This is a genomic window from Arthrobacter sp. ATA002 (genome assembly GCF_026898095.1).
Taxonomy (GTDB): Bacteria; Actinomycetota; Actinomycetes; order Actinomycetales; family Micrococcaceae; genus Arthrobacter_B.
In genome coordinates this window covers 2,911,578-2,937,516 of the sequence record NZ_CP114015.1, presented here as the reverse complement: position 1 = coordinate 2,937,516, position 25,939 = coordinate 2,911,578, and the positions used below count along the sequence as shown (strand labels likewise).

Below are 25,939 nucleotides of genomic sequence, written 5' to 3'. Positions count from 1 at the left end.
GGCATTCGCAGCAGCATTCAGGGAGAATCCCGGACTTTGCGCGAACTAGGGCGGTTCGGGCCGTATTAGCCGGTGCTGAAATCCGGAAATTCGCCGGTGGCGTCGGAAAAGGATTCCTCGATGCCGCGGACGGTGCCCGGGGCGGCAGGGGAGCCCAGCCACTCCAGCAGCCCGTCGAGTGCCGGCCGGGCTCCTTCCGCCACCACCTGTACCGACCCGTCGGACCTGTTCGAGGCCACGCCGGTCAGGCCGAGGCGGGTGGCCTGCTGCAGGGTCCGGAACCGGAATCCAACCGCCTGCACGTCGCCGGTGATGCGGGCGGTCAAGCGGCGGGCCGGCAGCGAACCGGAATCCGAAGGGGTCATGCGCCTAGCGTAACGGCCGGCCCAGCACTGGGTCTGCAGCGGCCAGCAGGGAACCGTTGGCCACCAGCAGCCGGGCCGCTTCGATTTCCGGTGCGAGGTACCGGTCCGGGCCGGGGCCGGCCACCACCGCCCGCAGCGCGGACCGCACGGCCGTGACCGCGGGGGCGCTGCGGGAGGTGTTCACGCCGCCGTCGCGCATGTCCAGCGCCCGTGCAGATGTCCAGCAGCTCAATGGCCAGCACCCTTTCCAGGCCGTCGATGGCGCGGCGCAGTTTCAGTCCCGCGGCCCAGCCCATCGAGACGTGGTCCTCCTGCATGGCCGAGGACGGGATGGAGTCCACCGAGGCGGGCACGGCCAGCCGTTTGAGCTCGGCCACGATTCCGGCCTGGGTGTACTGCGCGATCATGTGGCCCGAGTCCACTCCCGGATCGAAAGCCAGGAAGGCACTGAGGCCGTGGCTGCGAGCGGTGTCCAGGAACCGGTCGGTCCGCCGCTCACTCATGGACGCGACGTCGGCGACGGCGATGGCCAGGAAATCCAGCACGTAGCCCACCGGAGCCCCGTGGAAATTTCCGTTGGATTCCAGCCGCCCGTCCAGGGTTACCACCGGGTTGTCGATGGCCGAGGCCCGCTCGCACCCGGCAACATTCTCGGCATGGAGCAGCGTGGACCGGGCCGCGCCGTGAACGGAGGGAACGCAGCGCAGGGAATAGGCGTCCTGCACCCGGGTGAATCCGCCGGTCTTGTGCTCGTCAATGAGGGCCGACCCGGCCAGCACCGCGCGAACGTTCGCAGCGGACGCGCCCTGTCCGGGCTGCGGCCGCAGGGCCTGGAGATCCGCGGCAAACACCGCGTCACTGCCGAGCAGCCCCTCCACGCTCATGGCTGCAGCCAGGTCGGCGGTGGCGAGCAGCCGGCGCAGGTCGGCGGTGGCGAGCGTCAGCATGCCCAGCATTCCGTCGGTGCCGTTGATCAGGGCCAGGCCTTCCTTTTCCTGAAGCTCCACGGGCTCCAACCCGGCGGCGGCCAGCGCCGCGGCTGCCGGCACGCGGTCGCCGTCGGCCGTGCGGACCTCTCCTTCGCCGAGCAGGGCCAGAGCACAGTGCGAAAGCGGAGCGAGGTCCCCGGAGCAGCCCAGCGACCCGTATTCGCCCACCACCGGGGTGATACCGGCGTTCAGCAGCCCCGCGTACGCCATGGCCACCCCGGGACGGACCCCGGTGCGGCCGGTGGCCAGAGTGGACAGCCGGTTCAGCATCAGGGCCCGCACCACCTCGGTGTCCACTTCCGCCCCCGACGACGCCGCGTGGCTGCGGATCAGGGAGCGCTGCAGCTGCCGGCGCTGGTCCGGAACGATCTGCTTCACCGCCAGCGCGCCGAAACCGGTGGAAACGCCGTAATGCGGTTTGTCGTCGGCGGCGAGTTCTTCAATGACTTCCCGTGAGGACTGCATGGCCGCAACGGCTTCCTGCGCCAGCTCCACGGGAGCACCGTACCGGGCTACGGCAACAATGTTCTCCGCCGTCAGGGCGCCGGTGCCGAGTTCAACGGTTGTACGGGGGTGTTCCAGGGTGTCCATCTTCTTATCTGAGCATGCGGACACTGCCGGGCCCAGCCTGCCGCCGATTCTGTTTCTGGGATCCCAGACACTGCCGTAGACTCCGGGAATGCCAGAGAGCTACTCCCGGGTCCAGGTTCCAGCAGCAGCGCAGGTCCTGTCCATCCTGAGGTATCTGGGCATGCAGGCGGGCCCGGTCAGCGCCACTGCCGTTTCCCGTGACCTGTCCCTGCCCCGGTCCACCACCTACCACCTGCTGGCCGCCCTGGTGCAGGACGGGTTTGCCGTGCATTTGCCGGAGGAACGCAAATACGCCCTCGGGGCGACCGCGCATGAGCTCGGCACCGGCTACGCCCGGCAGGCACCGCTGCAGCGCATCGGCCGGTTTCCGCTGCGCACGCTGGTGGCCCGGGCACGGCTGACCGCGCACCTGGCGGTGCTGCAGGGCACGGACACCATCTATGTCATCGAGGAACGGGCGCCGCGGCAGCAGCCGCTGGTGACCGACGCCGGCATCCGGCTTCCGGCGCACCGCACCGCCAGCGGGCGGGCCATGCTGGCCCAGATGACAAATGCCCAGCTGCGGGCCCTCTATCCTGCTCCGGAGACCATGCGGTCCGGCCGCATCGGGGGTACGGCGCTCACCGGTCTGCTGGCACAGGTGCGGAACCGCGGCTATGCCTGGGAAGAAAATGAAGTAACCGAAGGCTTTTCCTCCATCGCCGTGCCCGTCCTGGACCGTTCCGGGCACGCCGTCGCCAGCGTTACCCTCACGGCTCCAAATTCCTCACTGCCCGAACCCGGTGCCGGCGGGGGAATCGAGGATCTGGCGGCCCGCTGGCTGTCCGACGTCTCCCGCTGCGCCGCGGAGATTTCCCGCCGGCTCGGCGCGGGTCCAGCTCGCCGGTGACGGTTGCTGTCTGAGATCCCAGACCTTGCCGGCCCAGGGGAAGCAACGGAAACCGGCTCCGTTACGGTCTGGAAGATGGCCACCACATCAGATCCCGCCCGCAGCATCCGGGCTCCGCGCGGCAGCACCCTGACCGCCCGGAGCTGGCAAACCGAGCGCCGCTGCGCATGCTCATGAACAATCTGGACCCGGAAGTTGCCGAGCGCCCCGGGGACCTGGTGGTCTACGGCGGCACCGGCCGGGCCGCGCGCAGCTGGGAGGCCTACGACGCGATCGTCCGCACCCTGTCCACCCTGGCCGGCGACGAAACCCTGCTGGTCCAGTCCGGCAAGCCGGTGGGCGTGTTCCGCACCCACGAGTGGGCGCCGCGGGTGCTGCTCGCTAACTCCAACCTGGTGGGGGACTGGGCCACCTGGCCCGAGTTCCGCCGGCTGGAGGCCGAGGGGCTGATGATGTACGGGCAGATGACGGCCGGATCCTGGATCTATATCGGCACGCAGGGAATCCTGCAGGGCACCTATGAAACCTTCGGGGCCGTGGCCCGGAGGATCTTCGCTGACGAGAACGCCACCCTGGCCGGCACGCTGACCCTGACCGGCGGCTGCGGCGGCATGGGCGAGGCACAGCCGCTGGCCGTCACGCTCAACGGGGGAGCAGTACTCATTGTCGACGTCGACGAATCCCGCCTGCGCCGCCGCGCCGGCAAGCGCTACCTGCAGGAGGTGGAAACGGACCTGGACACCGCCGTCGCCCGCGTCATGGCCGCCAAGGCCGAGAAGCGTGCCCTGTCGGTGGGGCTGGTCGGCAACGCGGCAGAGGTGTTCGAGGAGCTGCTGCGCCGGCACAACGCCGGAGAGATCACCGTGGACATTGTCACGGACCAGACCTCCGCGCATGATCCGCTGAGCTACCTGCCGGCCGGCATTCCCGTGGACCAGTGGAAAGCCGAGTCCGCGGCCGACCCCGGGGGGTTCACCAGGAAAGCCCGTGAGTCCATGGCCCGACAGGTGGCGGCAATGGTGGGCTTCCAGGACGCCGGCGCCGAGGTGTTCGACTACGGCAACTCGATCCGCGACGAGGCATGCCAGGGCGGGTTCGAGCGGGCCTTCGAGTTCCCGGGCTTCGTTCCCGCCTATATCCGCCCGCTGTTCTGCGAGGGCATGGGCCCGTTCCGCTGGGTGGCGCTCTCCGGGGATCCGCACGACATCGCCGTCACCGACGCTGCCATCAAGGACCTTTTTCCGGAGAATACCCGCCTGCACCGCTGGCTCGATGCCGCGGCGGAACACGTGGAGTTCGAGGGGTTGCCGGCCCGGATCTGCTGGCTGGGCTACGGGGACCGGGCCAAGGCCGGGCTGCTGTTCAACTCCCTGGTGGCCGAGGGCAAAGTCAGCGCGCCCATCGTCATTGGCCGCGACCACCTGGACTCCGGGTCCGTGGCCTCGCCCTACCGCGAGACCGAGGCCATGGCCGACGGGTCCGACGCCGTGGCCGACTGGCCGCTGCTTAACGCCCTGCTGAACACCGCGTCCGGCGCCACCTGGGTCTCCATTCACCACGGCGGCGGAGTGGGCATCGGCCGCTCCATCCACGCCGGTCAGGTGTCGGTCGCCGACGGCACCGCACTGGCGGCCGAAAAGCTGGAGCGGCTCCTCACCAACGACCCGGGCACCGGGGTCATCCGGCACGCCGACGCCGGCTACCAGCGGGCCTCCGATGTCGCCGCCGAGCGCGGCGTCCGTATCCCAATGGAAGAGTAGGGTCCATGCACCCGACACCCGCTTCGCCCGTTAACTTCCTGCTGGCCGCCATCGAAGACACCGGCCGTGATGCACGCCGCGGCGGCTACTCCCGCCCGGTGTACTCCGCCGCGGAAAGAGACCTGCGTGAGTGGTTCACCGCCGAGGCGTCCCGGCGCGGGCTCGCCGTGGAATCCGACTCCAATGGCATCCTGTGGGCCTGGTGGGACCTGCCGGGCGGATCATCTGGGGAGACCGGCGGTCAACTGTCGCCGGAGGCAGAGCGCCGCGGCGCATTGGTGACCGGATCGCACCTGGATTCCGTGCCGGGTGGCGGTGCCTTTGACGGACCGCTTGGCGTGGCCAGCGCGCTGGCGGCCGTGGATCTCCTGCAGGCCCGGGAAAAGGCGGGCAGCTTGGTCCGCAACCGGGCCCTCGCCGTCGCGGTGTTCCCGGAAGAAGAGGGATCGCGCTTTGGTGTGGCGTGTCTTGGCTCCCGGCTGCTGGCCGGCACCATCGAGCCGGCCAGGGCGCTGGCCCTGCGCGACGCCGACGGTAACACTTTTGCCGACGTCGCCCGCGCCAATGGACTGGACCCGGACCGCATGGGCCGGGACGAGGCGGCGTTGGGCCGCATCGGGGATTTTGTGGAACTGCACGTGGAGCAGGGTCGCGGCCTGAACACGGAGGAGTTCATGGACGCTGCCGGACGCGGACCGGCCGTTGCCGTGGGCGGATCCGTGCTGGGTCACGGCCGGTGGCGGTTTTCCATCACGGGGCAGGGCAACCACGCCGGCACCACCCTGATGGCGGACCGGGCCGATCCCATGGTCGCGGCAGCGCAGCTGATTGTGGCCGTTCGGCAGGCCGCCGCCGCACAGTCCGGCGCCCGGGCCACCGTGGGCCGCCTGGAACCGGTTCCCGGCGGCACCAACGTCATCGCCTCCCGGGTGGACCTCTGGCTGGACGTCCGCCATCCCGAGGACGCCGTGACGGCCGCCCTGGTGGAGAAATTCCACGGTCAGGCGCAGCGGATTGCCGCCATGGAAGGCTGTTCCGTGCACCTGACGGAGGAGTCCTATTCCGGGACCGTCTCCTTCGATGCCGCCCTGCAGCGCTCGCTTGAGCAGTCCGTGGCCCGCACCGTGCCCGGCGCGCCCGTCCTGGCGACCGGGGCAGGACACGACGCCGGAGTGCTGGCCGCCCGGGTGCCCACCGGCATGCTGTTTGTCCGCAACCCCTCCGGGATCAGCCACTCGCCGGAGGAGTACGTGGAGGACGACGATGCCGAGGCAGGGGTCGCCGCGCTGGCCGACGCGCTGCAGGACCTGTTGTGAGCGCGCCGGAACGGCAGGCGTCCTTCTGGTGTGAGCAGGGCTGGGTGAACGGCGTCGTTGCTGCCGGTGTCCGGTTGGAGACCGACGCCGCAGGCACGGTGACGCGGACGGAAACCGGAGTGCCGGCCCGGGAGGGGGACTGCCGGCTGCCCGGCGTGACGTTCCCGGCGGCGTCGAACGCCCACTCCCATGCCTTCCACCGGATCCTGCGCGGCCGCACGCACGCCGGAGGCCCCGGCAGCTTCTGGACCTGGCGGGAGCAGATGTACGACGCCGCCGGCGCCCTGACGCCGGAACTGTATGAACAGCTGGCCACGGCCGTGTTCGCTGAAATGGTGGTCACCGGATGGACGTCGGTGGCGGAGTTCCACTATGTGCACCACCGGCCGGACGGCAGCGCCTACGCGCCGGAGCACGCCATGGAGCGGGCGCTGGCGCGGGCCGCCGTCGCTGCCGGCATCCGCCTGACCCTGCTGGACACCTGCTATTTGGCCGGCGGCTTCAATGCCCCGCTCCGCGGGGAGCAGCTGCGGTTTGGCGACCGCGACGGCGCCGCCTGGCTGCAGCGGCTGGCCTCCCTGCGCGCCGCGTTTGCCGGGGAGTTTGATCCGGCCCAGGTCAGCGTGGGGGCGGCACTGCACTCGGTGCGCGCCGTTCCGGAGGACGAGCTGGCGCTAATCTCCCGGGAGCTCCCCGCCGACCTGCCGCTGCACATCCACCTCTCCGAGCAGCCTGCCGAGAACGAGGCCTGCCTGGAGGCCTCCGGCCTCACCTCGGCGCGGCTGCTGGCCAAACACGGACTGGCCACCCGGCGGCTCTCCGCGGTCCACGCCACCCACCTGAGCGGGGAGGACATCACCGTCCTCGGCGATGCCGGCGCCACCGTAGTGCTTTGCCCCACCACGGAGGCCGACCTGGCCGACGGAATTGATCCCGCGGCGCAGCTGCGCGACGCTGGAGCCCGGATTGCGCTGGGCACCGACCAGCACGCCGTCGTCGACCCCTGGCTGGAGATGCGGGCGCTGGAACACGGCGAACGCCTCCGCTCCGGGAAACGCGGCAGCTTCAGTCCGGCCGAGCTGCTGGCGGCGGCGTCGGGCGCCGGGGCCGCCGCCCAGGGCCGCCGGGCACCGGGACTGGCTCCGGGGAACAGCTGCGATCTCATGGCAGTGGACCCCAACACCATCCGCACCGCCGGCTCGCGCCCCGGACAGCTGGCACTTGCTGCCACCGCGTCGGACGTGCACACCGTCGTCATCGGCGGCCGCGTCGTGGCCCGCAACGGCCGGCACGCCCTCCTGGGCGACCCTGCCGCGCTGCTGCTGGCCGCCGTCGCCGTCATGGACGCCGCCAACCTCCAACACACCACCGCAACGGAAGATCAATGAGCGCAGCAACCGCATCCCGCACCCCGGCCGGGCCGGCATCAACACTGATTACCAATATCGGCGAACTCTCCACCCAGGACTACAGCGAGGGGGCCGAAGCCGCCGTGCTGCGCAACGCGGCCGTGGTGTTCGAGGGCGAACGGATCAGCTGGATCGGCGCTGCCTCCGACGCGCCGGCCGCCGACGAGATGGTCGACGCCGGCGGGCGGGCCGGGCTGCCCGGCTGGGTGGATTCGCACACGCACCTGGTCTTCGCCGGCGACCGCGGCGCGGAGTTCGAAGCGCGGATGGCGGGGCAGCCCTACGCCGCCGGCGGCATTGCCGTCACCACCGAAGCCACCCGGGCCGCCTCGGACTATGACCTGATCCGGCTGCTGCTGGCCCGCACCGCCGAAGCCGCTGCCGGCGGCACCACCTACCTGGAAACCAAGACCGGATACGGGCTGAACGTGGAGGAGGAGCAGCGGCACGCGCGGATTGCCGCCGGCGTGGCCGATCAGGTGACGTTCCTGGGCGCCCATCTGGTCCCGGCCGGCATGGACGCCGAGGAATACACCGGCCTGGTGTGCACCGACATGCTCGCCGCGGTGCTGCCCTACGTGCAGTGGGCCGACGTCTTCTGCGAACGGGGAGCCTTTACCGAGGACCAGTCGCGGCGGGTGCTGCAGGCCTGCCGGAACGCCGGGCTGGGGCTGCGGGTGCATGGAAACCAGCTGGGCCCCGGCGCCGGCGTGCGCCTGGCCGTGGAATTCGGGGTGGCCAGCGTGGACCACGTGAACCACCTGACCGACGACGACGTCGCGGCCCTCGCGGGTACCTGGACCGGGTGGGATGTGGCTGGAACCCCCGGCACGGTGGCCACCTGCCTGCCGGCCTGCGACCTGTCCACCCGGGCGCCGCTTGCCCCGGCCCGGAAGCTGCTGGACGCCGGCGTGCAGGTGGCGCTGGCCTCCAACTGCAACCCCGGCACGTCCTACACCAGTTCCATGAACTTCTGCGTGGCCACGGCGGTGCTGCAGATGGGCCTCACGGTCGCCGAAGCCGTCCGGGCCGCAACCTTCGGCGGCGCGCTGGCCCTGCGGGTGCACACGGGAGAGGACCGGGACGGGCAGCGGGCAGTGGGCTCGCTCGCCGCCGGACACCGCGCGGACCTGCAGCTGCTCAACGCGCCCTCGGCCGCGCACCTGGCGTACCGGCCGGGGATGCCGCTGACCGGCGCGGTGTGGCGGGCGGGGCAGCGCCTGCGCTGACGGTTCCGGGCTTCCCCGTTTTCTGCCGCCGCCCGGCGCCGGCATCCGGCACAATGGGAACCATGCGCGCCGCCCCTTCCCGCCTCCGCCGGTTCCCTGGACCCGCGGGCCCGGAAGATGCTGGTCTTTGAAATCCTGATTGTGCTGGGACTGTCCCTGGGCCGCTCCGGCGTCTACGCCGTCGTCGAGCTGCTGGAAAAGGCCACCGAAGGCCCGCTCGCCGGGCAGACCACCACGCTGAACCCGGTGCTGGACGAGAACCCCTGGTTTGATCTGACCTATCAGCTGCTGGGGATCTTTTTCTCCCTGCTGCCCGTGGCACTGGTCCTGTACCTGCTCACGGAGCCGGGAAAATCCGCGTTCCGGCGGATCGGGTTCACCTTCGAAAAACCGCTGCGCGACTTCGGCCTGGGCGCGGCCCTGGCAGCGGTGATCGGCGTCGGCACCCTCGGCGTGTACGCCGCGGGCCGGGCCCTGGGCATCACCACGGCCCTGGTTCCGGCGGCGCTGGACACCTACTGGTGGACGCTGCCGGTGCTGATCCTCTCCGCCATGCGCCACGCCGTGCTGGAGGAAGTCATTGTGGTGGGCTACCTGTTCCTGCGGCTGCGGCAGCTGGGCTGGGGAACCCCGGCGATCATTCTCACCTCGGCGCTGATCCGGGCCAGCTACCACCTGTACCAGGGCATCGGTCCCGGCATCGGAAACTTCCTGATGGGACTGCTGTTCGGCTACGCCTACGTCAAGACCCGGCGGGTCATGCCGCTGGTCATCGCCCACGCCCTGGTGGACATTGCCGGGTTTGTGGGCTTCGCGCTCTTTGGCTCCGCCATCGGCATCGGCGACTGATGCCGGCACCCGTTCTGTCCCGCCTGCCCGAAACGCCAACCAAGGAGAACACCGCCCCGTGACACTGACGACCCCTGGGGAGCAGCCCTGGATCCGAACTCCGTGCTGCAGGAGTATCCCCGCCCGCAGCTTGCCCGGGACAGCTACCTGAACCTCAACGGCTACTGGGAGTACGCCATCACCTCCGCCCGCCGCGACCAGGCCCCGGGGGAGGGGAGTGGGACGGGAAGATCCTGGTGCCGTTCTCGCCCGAGGCGCCGCTCTCCGGTGTCGGCCGGCAGCTCCAGCCGCAGCAGCTGCTCTGGTACCGGCGTTCCGTCCGGCTGCCGGCCGGATTTGCGGGTGAACGGGTGCTGCTGCACTTCGGCGCGGTGGACCAGAGCTGCACCGTCACGGTCAACGGCACGGACGTGGGCGGGCACGACGGCGGCTACCTGCCCTTCTCCCTGGACATCACCGACGCGCTGGTTCCCGGCGCCGAGCAGGAAATCGTGGTCCGGGTCCGCGACATCAGCGACACCGGATATCACAGCCGCGGCAAGCAGACCCTGGACCGCGGCGGCATCTGGTACACCTCCCAGTCGGGCATCTGGCAGACGGTCTGGCTGGAATCGGTCCCGCGGACGAGCATCTCGCAGCTGGTCCTGGTGCCGTCCCTGGACTCGGTGGCCGTGACCGTGCTGCTGGACGGCGGCACGGGGAACCTCGACACGGGGAACCTCGACGCTGCGGGCGGTGGCGCTCCGGGCGGACACGGCGATCACAGCCGGGCTGGCCTGACCGCGGTGATCACCGTGTCCGCCGGCGGGCGCACTCTGGCGGACGCCGTCGTCGTGCCCGGCGAGGAGGTGACGATTCCGGTGCCGGATCCGCACCTGTGGACGCCGGAGGATCCGTTCCTGTACGACCTGGACGTGCGGCTGCGCGCCGGGAACGAGGAGATCGACAGCGTGCGCAGCTACACCGGGCTGCGGACGTTCGGGGTGGGCCGGGACAACGCGGGCCACGCCCGGCTGCTGCTCAACGGCGAACCGTACTTTCACGCCGGGCTGCTGGATCAGGGGTACTGGCCGGACGGGCTGTACACGGCGCCGTCGGATGAGGCGCTCGCGTACGACATTCAGGCCGCGAAGGACCTGGGCTTCAACATGCTGCGCAAGCACATCAAGGTGGAGCCGCTGCGCTGGTACTACCACTGCGACCGGCTGGGCATGCTGGTGTGGCAGGACCTGGTCAACGGCGGCCGCTCCTACCGGCACGCGGTGGTGACAGCGCCCGCCGTGGGAGCGCGGCACCGCGACGACGGCGACTACGCCGCCTTCGGACGGGCCGACGACGAGGGCCGGGACGCGTTTCTCGCGGAGCTGCGCGGTACGGTCGAGCTGCTGCGCAACAGCACCTCGATTGCCGTGTGGGTGCCCTTCAACGAGGGATGGGGGCAGTTCGACGCGAATGCCGCCACGGAACTGCTGCGCTCGCTGGATTCGAGCCGAAGCATCGACCACGCCAGCGGCTGGCACGACCAGGGCGGGGGAGACCTGAAGAGTGTGCATGTGTACTTTGTCCCCTTTCACCTGCGCACGGACTGGCTCCGGGACGGCCGCGCCGTCGTGCTCTCCGAATACGGCGGGTACAGCCTGCGCATACCGGGCCACACCTTCAACGAGAAGGAATTCGGATACCGGCGCTTCAAGACTCCGGAAGCCCTGCGGCAGGCGTATGACAAGCTGCACCGGCGGCAGATCGAGCCCGCGGTGCAGCACGGCCTGGCAGCGACGGTCTACACCCAGCTCACCGATGTGGAGGACGAAGTCAACGGGCTGCTCACGTACGACCGGCGGGTGGTGAAGATCGACGCCGATACGCTGCGGGACGTCAACGCCCGGCTCCTTCGGGCCGCCGGGGGTTGCTGACCGTGTGCTGACGCCGCGCTGAACCTCGGGCTTTCCGTTTTCCTCCGGTTTGGGAAAAATCGACCGGTTGGGGAAATCCCTGCCGCGGCGGACCGGAGGGATGTCCCAAAACGGAGGGATTTCCCTGAGCGGAGGCGGGATCAGGGTCGAGGACATTCAGCGGGCGGTCCGGGCGGTGCGCGTGTGGGCGCGGGGCAGTCCTGCGCGCACCAGCCGCTGCACAAGTCCGTCCGGATGATCCGGAGGCTTCCCAATATCGCCCCAGGACCAGCGGACAAATCCGACGCCGGTGGCGCGGATGGCATCCTCCCTCCGCTTCTCCTGCTTAGGGTCTCCCACGAGGGAGCGAGCACCGCCCCGCTCCCGCCGTACTTGACCGAGCCGTCGAGCTCCCCGACGAGGGCCTGTTCCTCCCAGTAAAAGTCGGTCCGGAACCGCCCGCCCGGTGTAATGAACTCCCGCTGCAGCTCCGGCTCCGGAAAGCCATGCCGGTGCAGCATGGCCCGGGAATAGGATTCACCGGGGGATTCGGCCGCGGGGTCGGCGAAGTCAATTACCCGCCGGGCCCTCATTCGTCTGGCTCGGGACGGCAGTGCTTCGGAGAGTTCCAGCAGCCTGGTCTTCCCCAGCGCCGGCTGCATCCGTGTGGAATCGGGCAGCAGCACGCGGTCCATGGCCGGAACGGCGCGTTCGAATTCCAGATGTGCAGCCATATCCAGGGCCGTTTGCGCACGGGAGGTCAGCGTTACCCCTGCCTGGGTCGTCACGGGCTCGAGCAACTGCCGCTCCGCCCAGCGAATGCCGCCACGGCGCCTGCCGTGAGATGGATGCACTGCCAGCAGCATGACCTCCGGTTCCGTGCCGATGACCGGCAGCCCCCAGAAAACCGCTGCAGACTGCTGGATCAGGATGCGCTGGCTCTGTCCCTGCCGCGCAGTGGCAAGTATCCGTGCCCGGTGCTGTTCCCAGGATGGCAGCTGCTGCCATGCGTCCGCCGGCAGGTACACGCCGCTGCGGACGCGGATCAGCTCACCTGACCGGCAGCGCAATGCGAGGGAACGACGGCCCTCACCGTAGGTCTCGGCGTCGGACGCGTAAAGAAAGGCAGGGTTCATCCCTCAAGGCTGGACAGAAAGGAACCCAACCGGCAGTGCGATGATCAATCTGTGGAGAACTCTCCGCCGTCGTCTGCCGAATCCGCCCGATTCCCCTCCGGTTTGGGAAAAATCGACCGGTTGGGAAATCCCTGCCGCGGCGGAGCGGAGGGATGTCCCAAAGCGGAGGGGTTTCCCAGAGTGACCGGGATTTCCCAAAGCGGAGGGGCAGACTGCAGGAACTAAATCTCCACGGGACCGTTCGCCGTGTCGAACGTGACAGACATGATGCCGGGCGTTCCCTTGGGGGAAATCCAGGTGACACCGACATTTTCCAGGGGTTCTTCTACCGGGGTGCCGAGCCACTGGGCAACCCGGTCAGCGGACCCCGCGATGGTCAGCGAGTTCAGCTTCACGGCGCCGGGCATGCCGGGCAGGGCCGCGGAAGGATGCAGCGGCTCGGTGCCGTCGTCCCAGCGCAGCATGTACGGCACCTGGGGATCGGCAATCAGGCCGTTGATCCCAATCTGGCGCCAGGTGAGTTCCTGGCCGTCGGGAAACTTGCGGTTGCCCGGGACCGACTCGCGGCCCAGGCGCTCCTCGAAGGGCTTGAGATCATCCACGGCAACGCACCAGCCCATCCAGCCGCCGCCGCATTCGGAACGCTGGCGCACGGCCTGCCCGAACGGAGCCTTGTCCGATGCCGGGTGATTCAGTGCCTCCACCACCTCGACATACTGGTGGTTTGCCAGCGGAAGAATCATGTTGCGGGTGCCGAAACGCGGGTGCACACCGCCCTTGACGAAGTCTGCTCCCAGAGCGGAGGCAATCCTCTCGGTCGTGGCCAAAAGACCGTCGGATTCACAGGCATAAGATACATGGTCCAAGCGCATGCGGCCCATAATGGCACGTTGTGATCGACCTCTCGACCAAGGTAACCCTAACTGCGTCTTTTCGCCGTTCCCGGCCCTAAAGATACCTATTTCCCACCGGTGCGGACCCGCCCAGACCTGACGCTCAGGGACGGCGGACCCCGGTGCGCGGCAAACGCCGGGGCGGCAGCGGCCCCGGGAAATGAACCGTCACAGACCTTGCAGGGCGCACGCATATCCGTTTTCATAGGGGATAGGTCATGAGTGCCAGCAGACAGCCCCGGCTTGCTGGCCGGCAACCCTCCAACCGCGGTGGGGTGCCCCGGGTGAAGACCTGGCTGTACGTCAAACGGACGTACGGCAAGCGCGGGTCACACGTGGCTGCCGGCTCTTTTCCGGCTAGAAGTCTCGGTGCGGCCCCTGGTCACAAGGGAGCAATGGCATGTCAGGAAACTGGTCCTTCGAAACCCGGCAGATCCATGCGGGACAGGAGCCCGACGCCGTCACCGGCGCCCGGGCGCTGCCGATCTACCAGACGACGTCGTTCGTCTTTCCCAGCGCCGAAGCAGCAGCCAACCGGTTTGCCCTGGCCGAGCTGGCACCGATCTACACCCGCATCGGCAACCCCACCCAGGAAGCGGTCGAGAACCGGATCGCGTCGCTGGAGGGCGGCGTGGGGGCGCTGCTGCTTGCCTCCGGCCAGGCCGCCGAGACCTTCGCGGTCCTGAATGTGGCGGAAGCCGGGGACCACATTGTTGCCAGCCCCAGCCTCTACGGCGGCACCTACAACTTGTTCAAGCACACCCTGAAGAAGTTCGGCATCGAGACCACATTTGTCCAGGACCCGGACAATCTGGACCAGTGGCGCGCTGCTGTGCAGCCCAACACCAAGGCGTTCTTCGGGGAGGTGGTGTCCAATCCGCGCCAGGACGTGCTGGACATCGAGGGCATCAGTGCCGTCGCCCACGGGGCCGGGGTGCCGCTGATCGTGGACAACACCCTTTCGACGCCTTACCTGATCCGCCCGATCGAATGGGGTGCGGACATCGTGGTGCACTCGGCCACCAAGTACCTCGGCGGCCACGGGACCTCCATCGCCGGCGTCATCGTCGATTCGGGCAACTTCGATTTCGGTGCAAACCCCGGAAATTCCCCGGCTTCAACACCCCCGACGAGAGCTACAACGACCTGGTCTATGCCCGTGACCTGGGGGCCGACGGCGTGCTGGGCGCCAATCTGGCCTACGTCCTCAAGGCACGGGTGCAGCTGCTCCGCGACCTCGGCTCGGCGGTGTCCCCGTTCAACGCGTTCCTCATTGCGCAGGGCCTGGAAACCCTGAGCCTGCGGGTGGAGCGGCACGTGGCCAACGCCGTCGCGGTCGCGAGCTGGCTCGAGGCGCACGACGACGTCGTCTCCGTGGCCTATGCGGGCCTGGAGTCGAGTCCGTGGTTCGAGCGCGGCCGCAAGTACGGGCCGCGCGGCACCGGCGCCATTGTGTCCTTTGACATTGCCGGCGGCATCGAAGCGGGGAAGCGTTTTGTGGATGCGCTGGAGCTGCACTCGCATGTGGCCAACGTCGGTGACGTCCGGTCGCTGGTGATTCATCCGGCGTCGACCACGCACAGCCAGCTCGGCGCTGAAGCCCAGCTGGCGGCAGGGGTCAGCCCAGGCCTGGTTCGGCTGTCCGTCGGGATTGAACACATCGACGACATCATTGCCGACCTTGACGCCGGCTTCCGCGCCGCCAAGGGAGCGTAGCGATCCGCGTGACCCTGCCGTCAACGGTGCCGCAGCACCCCGCCCCTGCCCGGGACGGGGTGCTGCGGCATGCCCGGATCGGCGGCATGGACCTGGAAACCGGGGGGCACCTGCCGGAGGTGACCCTCGCCTATGAAACGTGGGGGACGCTGAATGAGGACGCATCCAATGCGGTCCTGATTGCCCATGCCCTCACCGGCAGCACCCATGTTGCCCGCGGCGGCAGCGGGGAGGACGGATGGTGGGACGATCTGGTGGGACCCGGGAAAGCCGTGGACACCAACCGGTTCTTCGTGGTGGCCGTGAACATGCTCGGCGGTTGCTACGGCTCCACCGGACCGTCTTCCGCCGATCCGCAGGGCCTGCCCTGGGGGTCGCGGTTTCCGTTCGTCACGATCCGCGACTCCGTCCGCGCCGAGTCCCGGCTGGCGGACCAGCTGGGCATCCGGTCCTGGCACACGGTGCTGGGCGGGTCACTGGGCGGCGCGCGGGCCCTGGAATGGGCCGTCACCGAACCCGGGCGGGTGCGGCGCTGCGCCGTGATTGCCTGCACGGCCGCCAGCTCGGCCGAGCAGATAGCCTTCGGCCAGGCGCAGCTCGAGGCCATCCGGCTGGACCCGAACTTCAACGGCGGCGACTACTACAACGGGACGGCGCCGGCCGCCGGCCTGGGCCTGGCTCGCCGCATCGCGCACATCACCTACCGCTCGGAGCCGGAACTGGAATACCGGTTCGGGCAGCAGCCCCAGCCGCGGGAGGATCCGCTGGGCTCCGTGCTGCCGGCAGCCCGGGGCCGGTACGCGGTGGAGAGCTACCTTGACCACCAGGCGAGCAAACTCGTGGAGCGCTTTGACGCGAACAGCTATCTGGTCCTGACCGAAGCGCTGATGAGCCACAACGTCGCCCGCGGCCGCGGCTCCCTGCGGCAGGCACTGTCCGGGGCCACCGCGGAGTTCTTTATTGCCGCCGTCGATTCTGACCGGCTCTACTTTCCGCAGCAGTCCGAGGCGCTGGCTGCGGCCCTGCCCGGCAGCGTTGGGGTGCACACGATCAAGGCGCCCATCGGCCACGATGGCTTCCTGACCGACGTCGAGCAGATCGGCGGTCCGCTGCGGACGCGGTTCTTCGGGCCGGAGTGAGTGCGCCTTAGCCGTTCCGGAGCAGCGCTGCAGCAGTTGGAGCGGTGCGGCTGCTCTTGCCAAGGCGGGCCGGCCGTGGAAGAACACTGTCATGGGTGATTCAATTCGGATCGCGGGGCAGGCCCAGTGTCCGCCGGCGGAGCTTTGGCATGCACTGGTGGAGAACCGGGCCGCGTGGTGGCCAGGAATGGATTTCACCCCCAGCCCCGGGGCTCCGCTGAGCGGGCGTCCGGCGGAGGGCACGGACGACGACGGCGGGCAGTGGGCCACGGGGACGGTGCTGGCGGTCGCCCGGGACAGGCTGCTGTCCTTCCGCTGGACCAAACCCGGCTGGAACGCCCATACAGTGGTGAGCTTCCTGCTGGATGCGGTACCTGGTCCTGATGCCGACACCGACTACACCGACGTCGTCATCACCGAAAGCGGCCTGGGCACGCTGGTGGACGGGGACGAGGTGGCCCGCAGCCACACCGGGGACTGGGCGGACCATCTGGCCTCCCTCATCCGGCTGGCGGAAAGCGGATCACGGGCCTGACAGCGGCTGCTCATCGGCGCGCGGCCGCTCTGGTTTGGTTGGCGCGCTTGGCCCCGCTGCCTTTGGACCGGCGTCTTGGGCGTGCGGTGCGTTAGTCGGCCGAGCCCGGGGGCATTCCGGGGCCGCCGAAAATCGGCCCGGCCACGGGACGCTTTGCCTCGATTCCGTCACCGGAGGAGCGGTGCCGCACCCGGCGCACCACCCACGGCATGAAGTATTCGCGCGCCCAGGTCAGGTCCTCGGTGCGTGCGGTGCGCCAGTTTTTCGGCGGCAGCGGCTTGGGTTCCAGCGGCTCCAGGGTGTGCCGGACGGCGAGGGTGTCCAGCACCATGGCCGCAATCGTGTGGTGGCCGAGCGGTGAAAAGTGCAGCCGGTCCGGCGCCCACATGTCCCGGGCGCTGAGCTCCCGCAGCGCCCACATGTCGGCGATGACGACGTCGTGCCGGGCGGCGACGGTCCGCAGGTTCTCGTTGTAAACAGCCACCCGTCCCCGGACACTGCCCAGCACCGGGGTGGTGCCCAGATCGGGGCCCGTGAAGAGCACCACTGTGGCGCCGCTTCCCGCCAGCTGTGCGATCGCGGCGTCCATCTTTTCGGCCAGCCTGTCGGGGTCGCCGCCGGGCCGGATGACATCGTTCCCGCCGGCGCAGATCGTGACCAGATCCGGCTTCAGGTCCAGTGCGGGCTGCAACTGCTCATTGATGATCTGATCCAGCAGCCGTCCCCGGATGGCGAGGTTGGCATAAGCGAAGTTCTCCCGGTCACGGGCCAGCTCCTCCGCCACCCGGTCCGCCCAGCCGCGGTGACCGCCGGGGCTCTCCGGATTGGGGTCACCGATTCCTTCGGTGAAGGAATCGCCGAGGGCGACGTACCTTCTCCAGGGATGGCCCGCCTGCTCTTCGAGTGCGGAACCGGGCGCGGCAGCCGTTTGGGCCGGAGCCGCCGCGGAAGGGGAAGAACTGTCCTGGGGCATCGAGGGAGAAGTCACCGCTCCATCCTGCCAAGGAGGCCCCGGGCTACGCGACCGTAGGTTCGGGAACCGGCCGTGCCAGAATGAATATCATGCCTACAACAGCTCCCTGGAACCCCACTGTCCTCTGGTCGAAGCCGGAAGCCGAGCGTGCCGGAACGCCGCTGCTGGTCCTCTTCCACGGTTACCTCGCCAACGAGGAAGATCTGATGGGACTGGCGGACCACCTGCCGTCCGAGTTCACCATCGCGTCAGTGCGTGCACCGCAGGCCCAGGGCCCCGGCTATACCTGGTTCCCGTTGATGAACGAGCCCGATTTCTCCGTGCAGCGCGTAGTCGACGCCGTGACCGATGTCTCCGACTGGCTGGACGGCGTCAAAGGCGTCCACAGCAGTGTGTCCCTGCTCGGTTTCTCGATGGGGATGGCCGTGGCGAGCACCCTGCTGCGGCACCGGCCCGCGGACTTCGCCGCCGTCGTCGGGCTGTCAGGGTTCGTGGTGCCGTCGGACGGGAATCCGTTCTTCAAGGACGGCGAACTCGCCGCCGGCCGGGTGCCCTTCTTCTGGGGCCGGGACCAGGCTGATCCCGTGATCGATGCGCCGCGGATCGAGTTCACGCATGCCTGGCTCAACGAGCACACCGCGCTGACCAAGATCCTGTACTCGAACATGGGTCACGGGATTAACATGCAGGAGCTTGGACATGTGAAGGAATTCCTCACCCACATGGTGCTCAAGGGCTGAGGGGCCCGACGGCGGCGCCGCCCAATGTCTTGGCCGCGCCGCGGCGGGGCTAACCCTCTGTAACGATGCGTACCGCTTCGCCGTTCACCGAGACGACGTCGCCGGGATGCAGCTGGCGGCCCCGGCGTTCCTCGATTTCGCCGTTGACCTTCACCAGGCCGTCTTCGATGAGTTGCTTGGCCTGGATGCCGTCTTCGGCAAGGCCGGCCAGCTTCAGCAGCTGGCCCAGACGGATCATGTCGTCGCGGATGGGCAGGTCTTGGGGATCGGGGGAACTCATACCTTCCATTCTGCCCGACAAGTCCCGTCACCGATGCCGGAAGCGGCGCGGCCCTGCCGTAGGGTAAGGGCGTGCCAAACGCCGTACGATTCAATCCCCTCATCGGTCTTCCCCTGGCTATCGCTGCCGGGGCCGCGATGCCCGTCCAGTCCCGCGTCAATGGTGCACTCGGCGCCCGGCTGGATGACGGCCTGGCCGCCGCGCTGGTCAGTTTCTCGGTGGGGCTGGTGGTCATGATCCTGATTTCGGTGCTGCTGCCGCGCGGCCGTGCCGGCGCTGCCCAGCTGCTGCCGGCCCTGCGCGAACGCCGGTTTCCCCGTTACTACGTGCTGGCCGGAGCCATCGGCGGCTACTTTGTGCTGTCCCAAACCCTGACCGTCGCCGTCCTGGGCGTTGCGGTGTTCACGGTTGCCGCCGTCGCCGGCCAGACACTAACCGGCCTGGTGGTGGACCGCCTGGGCATTGGCCCGGCCGGCAAAAAGGCACTGACCGTTATGCGCGTCGTGGGCGCTGTCCTGACCATCGCCGCCGTCGCCTGGGCGGTGAGCCCCAAACTTGCCGGAACATCCGGCGCCTCCGACCTGCTCCTTCCGGTACTGCTGCCCCTGACGGCGGGCATGCTGATGAGCTTCCAGCAGGCCATGAACGGCACCACCGGGATGCACTACGGCACTCCGATCACCGCGACGCTGGTGAACTTTATCAGCGGCACGGTAGTGCTCGGCCTGATTTGGCTGGTGAAGGTGGCGGTCTCGGGGTTCGGGCAGCCGCTCCCGGGGAGTGGTACCTGTACCTGGGCGGCCCGATGGGCTGCATCTTCATTGGGCTGAGTGCACTTCTGGTGCGCAGCCTCGGGGTGCTGCTGACCAGCCTGGGATTGATCGGCGGCCAGCTGATCGGATCGCTGCTGCTGGACATCCTCCTCCCGGCGCCGGGCTCTGTGGTGGTGGCGGCAACTGTGCTGGGAACCCTGCTGACCCTCGCCGCCATTGTGCTCGCGACCCTGCCGTGGAACACTCCCGGAGTGCTGCGCCGCCGGTGATGCGGCGCCGTCCCGCCGAGTGTCGGGGTGATGCCGCTTGCCCCGTCGACTGTCGGGATGATGCCGCTTGCCCCGGTCGAGTGTCGGGACGATGCGGCTTGCCCCGTCGACTGTCGGGACGATGCGGTTTCGGTCGTGCTTTTGCGGCATTAGTGCGTCATTCGGTGTGAGGAAGCCGCGTGATTCCTACACTCGGCGCGGTCCCTCCTTTGCGGGCAGCGCCGGTGCCAGTGTTTGGGCCGGCTGAGCTTAAGCTGGTAGTTGTAGCTTTTTTGCCCCTGCAGTCCCCGCCGTGCAACCTGCCGGCTGGGCTGCGGGCGGGACCGGAAGCGGACCGCACCCAGCGGCCTGCGCAGACACGAAAGAACGGCGGTACCATTCCATGGCTTCGACCAAATCCAAACTGGATCCGATCATCTCCCTCGCCAAGCGCCGGGGGTTCGTCTTCCAGTCGGGTGAGATTTACGGCGGGTCCCGGTCCGCCTGGGATTACGGGCCCCTGGGTGTCGAGCTCAAGGAAAACATCAAGAAGCAGTGGTGGCAGCACATGGTCCGCGGGCGCGACGACGTCGTCGGGCTGGATTCGGCCGTCATCCTGCCGCGCCAGGTCTGGGAAGCTTCCGGCCACGTTGACGTCTTCTCCGATCCGCTGGTGGAGTGCCTGAGCTGCCACAAGCGCTACCGTGCCGACCACCTCGAAGAGGCCTACGAGGAAAAGAAGGGCCACGCACCCGAAAACGGCCTGGCCGACATTTCCTGCGTCAACTGCGGCACCAAGGGCCAGTGGACGGAGCCGCAGGAATTCTCCGGCCTGCTCAAGACCTTCCTGGGCCCGGTCGCCAATGAAGAGGGCATGCACTACCTGCGCCCCGAAACCGCGCAGGGCATCTTCGTGAACTTCAACAACGTGCTGACCACCTCGCGCAAGAAGCCGCCGTTCGGCATTGGCCAGATCGGCAAGAGCTTCCGCAACGAAATCACGCCGGGCAACTTCATCTTCCGCACCCGTGAATTCGAGCAGATGGAAATGGAGTTCTTCGTCGAGCCGGGCACCGACGAGGAATGGCACAAATACTGGATTGAAAACCGGTTCAACTGGTACACCGAGCTGGGCATCGATCCGGAGAACCTGCGCCTGTTCGAGCACCCGAAGGAAAAGCTCAGCCACTACTCCAAGGGCACCACCGACGTCGAATACCGCTTCGGCTTTGCCGGCTCCGAGTGGGGCGAGCTCGAAGGCATCGCCAACCGCACCGACTTCGACCTGGGTACGCACTCCAAGCACTCCGGCACGGACCTGAGCTACTTCAACCAGGCCACCAACGAGCGCTTCACCCCGTACGTGATCGAGCCCGCCGCCGGCCTGACCCGTTCCTTCATGGCGTTCCTCGTGGATTCCTACACCGAGGACGAGGCCCCCAACGCCAAGGGCGGCGTCGATAAGCGCACCGTCCTGAAGCTGGACCCGCGCCTGGCTCCGGTCAAGGCTGCGGTCCTGCCGCTGAGCCGCAACGAGGACCTCTCGCCCAAGGCCAAGGACCTCGCCGCCCAGCTGCGCCGCAGCTGGAACATCGACTTCGACGACGCCGGCGCCATCGGCCGCCGGTACCGCCGCCAGGACGAAATCGGCACCCCGTTCTGCATCACCGTGGACTTCGACACCCTCGAAGACTCCGCCGTCACCGTGCGCGAGCGTGACTCCATGGCCCAGGAGCGGGTGAGCCTGGACAAGGTTGAGGGCTACCTCGCGGAACGGCTGATCGGCGCGTAATGGCCCTGACGTTCCGCGAATGGCGCGAAGATGATGACCTGGCCCTGAATCAGCTGTGGGGCGATCCGGAAACGGTGCAGTCCGGCCAGTTCCGGGCGGTCCTGCGGCCCTCGTCCAACGAGCCCTGGAGCCGCTGCATCGTGGCTGAAGATGACGGTATTCCGGTCGCCGCCGGCGTCGTCTACGAAACCTCGCTGCATCCGGACCGGCTCTGGGCGTACGTGGAGGTGGCCCGGGAAAACCGGCGAGCCGGCCTCGGCTCCACCCTGCTGGCCATGCTGCGCAAGGAAGCCGAGACGGCGCCGTCGGGCGTGACCGCCCTCCGCGCGAAGGTGGAGCCGGGCACTTCCGGGGCCGCCTTTGCCGAGGCGGCCGGCTTCTCCCGCATCCAGCGCTCCCGCGTGGTCGTGGTGGAACCGGGGCGGATCAGCCTGCCGGTGTTCACCGACGACGCCGGGCCGCAGCTGGACGAGGCCGCCACCGGATCGGTGGAACTCACCGCCGCCGTGATGGAGTTCTACAACGGAGTGCACGGCTGGGACAGGTCGGAAATGACGCTGGGGCGGGCACAGCAAATGCTGCTCAACGACGCCACCGGTGCCGCCGGCGCTGTCGTGCTGCGTGACGCACCCAAGGCACAGGGCGGCAAGATCGCCGCCTTTGCCGTCAGCTACACGCAGAACCGCACCGACGAGCCGGCTGATGTGTTCCTGGGCTACGATCCGGCGCTGGAACAGTCCGAGGCGGAAGCGGCCCTGGAATCGCTGCTGGCCCTGCTGACCCACCAGTATCCGATCCAGCTGGAAGTCGACGAGTCGATGAAGCCCGTGGCACGGATCATCCAGGCCCTGCTGGACAAGGGCGCGGCCCGCGAAGTGGGGCCGGCGACGGAAATCGTCAGCACCTAAATCCGTTGCTGCTGCCGCGGCCAGGTCTTCCGGCGGCGCAGCGGGACAACGACGGCGCCGAGGACAGCGGTGACGACGACGGCGGGCGTGGTTCCTTCGGGGGCCGCGCCCGCCGTCGTCGGAGGTGCGGTTCCGGCGGCCCGGTGCACGTGTCTGCCACCGTATATGGGCAGACAGGCGCATCCGTTGTACAGATAACGGGCTTATGGAGTTCCGGCCCGCATCCGTCGTACAGATAACGGGCTTATGGGGAACATTAAGGCCCGGTATCTGTACGAGAGATTCCGGCAAGGCATCAGGCGTTTTGGGACAACGGCGGTCCATTGGGACAATGATGCCGACCGTGTTTCCTGCGTCCGTATCACCGGACGCAGCTCAGCGCCTAGGCCGAAGGACCCCATGGGACACAGCCATTCCCCGCACTCCGATGAGCCGCCGTCCCCGCTGGCGCTGGCCGCGCGGCGCCGCGCAAACCTGCTGCTGACCTGCATCTTGGTGCCGTTGGGGCTGCTGGCGCTGGTGGCGATGCTGCTGATGTGGCCCACGGGGGACCGCAGCACCGTCACCGTCGCCGACCCGTACGCCACCGCTGACGGCGTGACCTTCGACACCGGCACCGTCCAGCGGGTCAGCGAGGAGGACTGCCCGTCCTCGGCGGCACTGGTCGAGGCCGGTGGAACCGCCCAGCAGTGCCTCGTGGCGTACACGGTTCCCGACGCCGGGGGAGCCACCATCCAAGTGGAGGTTCCGCCGGAAGTGGCCAAGGGCGATGCCATCGAGGCCGGCGACAGCATCCGCTACCTGAATCTGGAGGCCGTGATGCAGGGCGGCGGGGGAGCCCCGCCGTACGTCTTCGTGGACTTCGTCCGTTCCGTCCCGATGGCCGCGCTGACCGTGCTTTACGCGGGAGTCGTGGTCGCCGTCGCGCGCTGGCGCGGGCTGCGCGCGCTGGTGGGCCTGGCCGGGGCCTACGCGGTGCTGGCCGGTTTTATCCTGCCCGGGCTGGTGGAGGGCCAGCCGCCGCTGCTGCTGGGACTGGTTGGCTCCAGCGTGATCATGTTCGGGGTGCTGTACTTCGCCCACGGCTTCACGGCCCGGACCTCCACGGCCCTGCTGGGGACGCTGTTCGGCCTCTCGATCACGGCCTGTCTGGCGGCCTGGGCCACCGACGCCGCGCATCTGGTGGGGGTCGACGACGAAAACGCGTACACGCTCATCAACTCCTCGGAGAGCATCTCGGTTTCGGGAATCATCCTGTGTGGGCTGATCATTTCGGGGCTCGGTGTGCTCAACGACGTCACCATCACCCAGTCCTCGGCGGTGTGGGAAATGTACGAACTGGCTCCCGGTGCCAGTGCCAAGCGACTGTTCTCCGGTGCGATGCGGGTGGGCCGGGACCACATCGCCTCCACGGTCTACACGATTGCCTTTGCCTATGCCGGGGCGGCCCTGCCGGTGCTCATCCTGGTCTCGCTGTACGACCGGCCATTCCTGGACAGCCTGACCGGCGGGGAACTGGCCGAGGAAGTGATTCGCACCCTGGTTGGCTCCATCGGGTTGGTGCTGGCCATCCCGGTGACTACGGCAATCGCCGTGCTGGTGGTCAAGGCCGTCGGGATCAAGGGCGTGCCCCGGACTGCGGCCGTTGACGGGTCCGACGGCGGTCCGGACGGCGGTCCGGATGCCAGTGACAACGAGACCGAGCTCGTTTCCGTGTCCGGCCGTGCGACCGGGCAGCAACAGGCGGAGACCGCGCCGGACGCACCCAGGGACCCGCACGCCCCCGGTATCACCGGCGCACAAGAGGCACCCGTCACCCGCCGGTCCCTGCGCAACCGGCCCTAACCGCCGACGCCGGTCCGCCGTCGTCGTCCTCTGTCGCGGGTCCGCCGTCGTCGTCCTCTGTCGCGGCGATGGCAGCCTGAACCGGGGGTTACGGACCTGCCCGGGCGGGAGCGGGGATCATCAGCCCGTTCGGAGCGTTTCCTCTGTTGACGCACGCCTCCGGCGGTTTCCTCGTGCGGACCGTTGTGGCCGAGTGCTTGGTAGGAGGAGGTCGCTAGTACAGATAACGGGCTTATCGCGGGCCGGTAGTACAGATAACGGGCTTATCGCGCCCGAATGAGCCCGTTATCTGTACTACGGGTAGAGGCCGCCCCTAGGGGAGCCCGGTTTCGGCCCGGCCGCTCGCGGTGGAGCCCACTTCAGGGCCACGCCGGCGGCATCCCCGGCGCAATCCCAGCGGCGGCAACGCCGACCCAACCCCGATCCACACGCCGAAGCCCGCAAGCTGAACCCACAGCCGCAGCAGGATTTGCACCGGCTTGCGAGAATGGGGGTGTGACTGTTTCATCCCCAGAACTCAAGCTCGAGCTGCCCCCGCTGCAGCTAGGCCCCATCACCGTGGACACGCCGGTAATCCTGGCCCCCATGGCCGGCATTACCAACAAGGCGTTCCGGCGGTTGTGCCGCGAATACGGCGGCGGCCTGTACGTCACGGAAATGGTTACGTCGCGCGCCCTGGTGGAGCGTTCGCCGGAATCGCTGCGCATCATTGAGCACGACGACGACGAAAAGGTCCGCTCTGTCCAGCTCTATGGCGTGGATCCCGTGACTGTCGGTGCAGCCATTCGCATCCTTGTTGAGGAAGACCGCGCTGACCACATCGACCTGAATTTCGGGTGCCCCGTCCCCAAGGTCACCCGCAAGGGCGGCGGCTCGGCCCTGCCCTGGAAGCTGGACCTGTTCAAGGCGATCGTGCAGACAGCCGTGAAGGAAGCCTCCAAGGGCAACGTCCCGCTGACCATCAAAATGCGCAAGGGCATCGACGAGGACCACCTGACCTTCCTGGAGGCCGGCCGCATCGCCCGGGACTCCGGCGTCGCCGCCGTCGCCCTGCACGGACGCACCGCTTCCCAGTTCTATTCCGGCAAGGCTGACTGGTCCGCGATCGCCGAACTGCGCGAAGCCCTGCCGGATGTTCCGGTGCTGGGCAACGGCGACATTTGGTCCGCCGAGGACGCCATTGCGATGGTGCGCGAAACCGGCGTCGACGGCGTCGTCATTGGCCGCGGCTGCCAGGGCCGGCCCTGGCTCTTCGGCGACCTGCAGGCCGCCTTCGAAGGCAGCGACAAACGGCACCGCCCGGGGTTGAAGGAAGTCTCCGAGAGCGTGTACCGGCATGCCGAACTGCTGGTGGAGACGTTCGGCGGCGAAATGATGGCGCTGCGGGACATCCGCAAGCACATGGCCTGGTATTTCAAGGGCTATGTTGTGGGTGGTGACCTGCGCGCCCAGCTGGCCACCGTGCCCACGCTCGAAGTCCTGCGCGGACTGCTGGACCAGCTCGATCCCGAAGCGCCGTACCCCGGCGCCGACGCTGAGGGTCCCCGCGGGCGCGCCGGATCACCCAAGAAGACCGCACTGCCGGAAAACTGGCTGGAGTCGCGGGAGCTCAACGCCGCGCAGAAGTCAGTCATTTCCGCAGCCGAACTCAACATTTCAGGTGGCTAGACAC

Annotated in this window: 19 protein-coding genes, 4 pseudogenes and 1 riboswitch; of the genes and pseudogenes, 16 read left to right on the top strand and 7 right to left on the bottom strand. The window is 68.5% G+C overall.

The window, feature by feature from the left end:
• Positions 1-65 precede the first annotated feature (65 nt).
• Positions 66-365: an acylphosphatase gene (locus OL239_RS14505; RefSeq protein ID WP_268909494.1), complete on the bottom strand. Its 300-nt coding sequence runs from the start codon at positions 363-365 to the stop codon at positions 66-68.
• 4 nt (positions 366-369) lie between these two features.
• A pseudogene (gene hutH, locus OL239_RS14500) lies at positions 370-1,945 on the bottom strand (histidine ammonia-lyase).
• 88 nt (positions 1,946-2,033) lie between these two features.
• On the opposite strand from hutH, the gene OL239_RS14495 reads away from it, so the two are divergent.
• From OL239_RS14495 to OL239_RS14465, 7 genes and pseudogenes are all read left to right on the top strand, one after another.
• Positions 2,034-2,834 carry an IclR family transcriptional regulator gene (locus OL239_RS14495; RefSeq protein ID WP_268909493.1) on the top strand — a complete coding sequence of 267 codons (801 nt, stop codon included), beginning with the start codon at positions 2,034-2,036 and terminating at the stop codon, positions 2,832-2,834.
• A gap of 75 nt (positions 2,835-2,909) precedes the next feature.
• Positions 2,910-4,594: pseudogene (hutU, locus tag OL239_RS14490) on the top strand (urocanate hydratase).
• A gap of 5 nt (positions 4,595-4,599) precedes the next feature.
• Positions 4,600-5,910: an allantoate amidohydrolase gene (locus OL239_RS14485; RefSeq protein WP_268909492.1), complete on the top strand. Its 1,311-nt coding sequence runs from the start codon at positions 4,600-4,602 to the stop codon at positions 5,908-5,910.
• Positions 5,907-7,298: a formimidoylglutamate deiminase gene (locus tag OL239_RS14480; RefSeq protein WP_268909491.1), complete on the top strand. Its 1,392-nt coding sequence runs from the start codon at positions 5,907-5,909 to the stop codon at positions 7,296-7,298. The genes OL239_RS14485 and OL239_RS14480 overlap by 4 nt, the downstream gene beginning before the upstream one ends.
• Positions 7,295-8,548, top strand: a complete 1,254-nt coding sequence (hutI, locus tag OL239_RS14475; RefSeq protein WP_268909490.1) for an imidazolonepropionase — start codon at positions 7,295-7,297, stop codon at positions 8,546-8,548. Before OL239_RS14480 ends, hutI begins: the two co-directional genes overlap by 4 nt.
• A gap of 117 nt (positions 8,549-8,665) precedes the next feature.
• Positions 8,666-9,397 (top strand): CPBP family intramembrane glutamic endopeptidase, encoded by a 732-nt coding sequence (locus OL239_RS14470; RefSeq protein ID WP_268909489.1) that lies wholly within the window; start codon positions 8,666-8,668, stop codon positions 9,395-9,397.
• A gap of 236 nt (positions 9,398-9,633) precedes the next feature.
• Positions 9,634-11,310, top strand: coding sequence for a glycoside hydrolase family 2 protein (locus OL239_RS14465; protein WP_268909488.1), 1,677 nt, complete (start codon positions 9,634-9,636; stop codon positions 11,308-11,310).
• 140 nt (positions 11,311-11,450) lie between these two features.
• Here OL239_RS14465 and OL239_RS14460 read toward each other — a convergent pair whose 3' ends face one another.
• Together OL239_RS14460 and OL239_RS14455 are read right to left on the bottom strand one after the other, a co-directional pair.
• Positions 11,451-12,425: a hypothetical protein gene (locus OL239_RS14460; protein ID WP_268909487.1), complete on the bottom strand. Its 975-nt coding sequence runs from the start codon at positions 12,423-12,425 to the stop codon at positions 11,451-11,453.
• Positions 12,426-12,646: 221 nt separating this feature from the next.
• The gene (locus OL239_RS14455; protein WP_268909486.1) at positions 12,647-13,297 is read right to left on the bottom strand and encodes a VOC family protein; all 651 of its coding nucleotides are present in this window, start codon (positions 13,295-13,297) and stop codon (positions 12,647-12,649) included.
• 235 nt (positions 13,298-13,532) lie between these two features.
• Positions 13,533-13,649: riboswitch (SAM riboswitch) on the top strand.
• A gap of 69 nt (positions 13,650-13,718) precedes the next feature.
• On the opposite strand from OL239_RS14455, the pseudogene OL239_RS14450 reads away from it, so the two are divergent.
• The 3 genes and pseudogenes from OL239_RS14450 to OL239_RS14440 all read left to right on the top strand — a co-directional run bounded on the left by OL239_RS14450 (position 13,719) and on the right by OL239_RS14440 (position 16,708).
• Positions 13,719-15,034: pseudogene (locus tag OL239_RS14450) on the top strand (bifunctional o-acetylhomoserine/o-acetylserine sulfhydrylase).
• A 14-nt stretch (positions 15,035-15,048) separates the two neighbouring features.
• A complete protein-coding gene (gene metX, locus OL239_RS14445; protein WP_442864309.1) occupies positions 15,049-16,173 on the top strand; it encodes a homoserine O-acetyltransferase MetX in 1,125 nt (374 codons plus the stop codon).
• A 91-nt stretch (positions 16,174-16,264) separates the two neighbouring features.
• Complete coding sequence (locus OL239_RS14440) at positions 16,265-16,708, top strand: SRPBCC family protein (protein ID WP_268909484.1); 444 nt, start codon at positions 16,265-16,267, stop codon at positions 16,706-16,708.
• A 91-nt stretch (positions 16,709-16,799) separates the two neighbouring features.
• Here the strand turns inward: OL239_RS14440 and OL239_RS14435 are convergent, their stop codons facing one another.
• Positions 16,800-17,681, bottom strand: coding sequence for an SGNH/GDSL hydrolase family protein (locus OL239_RS14435; protein WP_268911780.1), 882 nt, complete (start codon positions 17,679-17,681; stop codon positions 16,800-16,802).
• 89 nt (positions 17,682-17,770) lie between these two features.
• Here OL239_RS14435 and OL239_RS14430 point away from each other — a divergent pair, with 89 nt between their 5' ends.
• Entirely contained in the window at positions 17,771-18,421 is a 651-nt protein-coding gene (locus OL239_RS14430) for an alpha/beta hydrolase (RefSeq protein ID WP_268909483.1), read from the top strand.
• A 49-nt stretch (positions 18,422-18,470) separates the two neighbouring features.
• On the opposite strand, the gene OL239_RS14425 is transcribed toward OL239_RS14430, so the two are convergent.
• A complete protein-coding gene (locus OL239_RS14425; protein ID WP_268909482.1) occupies positions 18,471-18,701 on the bottom strand; it encodes an RNA-binding S4 domain-containing protein in 231 nt (76 codons plus the stop codon).
• Between the two features lie 137 nt (positions 18,702-18,838).
• Here OL239_RS14425 and OL239_RS14420 point away from each other — a divergent pair.
• From OL239_RS14420 to OL239_RS14410, 3 genes and pseudogenes are all read left to right on the top strand, one after another.
• Positions 18,839-19,743, top strand: a pseudogene (locus tag OL239_RS14420) (DMT family transporter).
• 382 nt (positions 19,744-20,125) lie between these two features.
• On the top strand, positions 20,126-21,514 hold the full coding sequence (locus OL239_RS14415; RefSeq protein ID WP_268909481.1) for a glycine--tRNA ligase: 1,389 nt from the start codon (positions 20,126-20,128) through the stop codon (positions 21,512-21,514).
• The gene (locus tag OL239_RS14410; RefSeq protein ID WP_268909480.1) at positions 21,514-22,422 is read left to right on the top strand and encodes a GNAT family N-acetyltransferase; all 909 of its coding nucleotides are present in this window, start codon (positions 21,514-21,516) and stop codon (positions 22,420-22,422) included. The genes OL239_RS14415 and OL239_RS14410 overlap by 1 nt, the downstream gene beginning before the upstream one ends.
• On the opposite strand, the gene OL239_RS14405 is transcribed toward OL239_RS14410, so the two are convergent.
• Positions 22,419-22,571: a hypothetical protein gene (locus tag OL239_RS14405; protein WP_268909479.1), complete on the bottom strand. Its 153-nt coding sequence runs from the start codon at positions 22,569-22,571 to the stop codon at positions 22,419-22,421. The two genes, OL239_RS14410 and OL239_RS14405, sit on opposite strands and share 4 nt — an antisense overlap.
• Before the next feature lie 250 nt (positions 22,572-22,821).
• On the opposite strand from OL239_RS14405, the gene OL239_RS14400 reads away from it, so the two are divergent.
• A complete protein-coding gene (locus tag OL239_RS14400) occupies positions 22,822-24,267 on the top strand; it encodes a YibE/F family protein (RefSeq protein ID WP_268909478.1) in 1,446 nt (481 codons plus the stop codon).
• A 495-nt stretch (positions 24,268-24,762) separates the two neighbouring features.
• On the top strand, positions 24,763-25,935 hold the full coding sequence (gene dusB, locus OL239_RS14395; RefSeq protein WP_268909477.1) for a tRNA dihydrouridine synthase DusB: 1,173 nt from the start codon (positions 24,763-24,765) through the stop codon (positions 25,933-25,935).
• Positions 25,936-25,939: the final 4 nt, after the last annotated feature.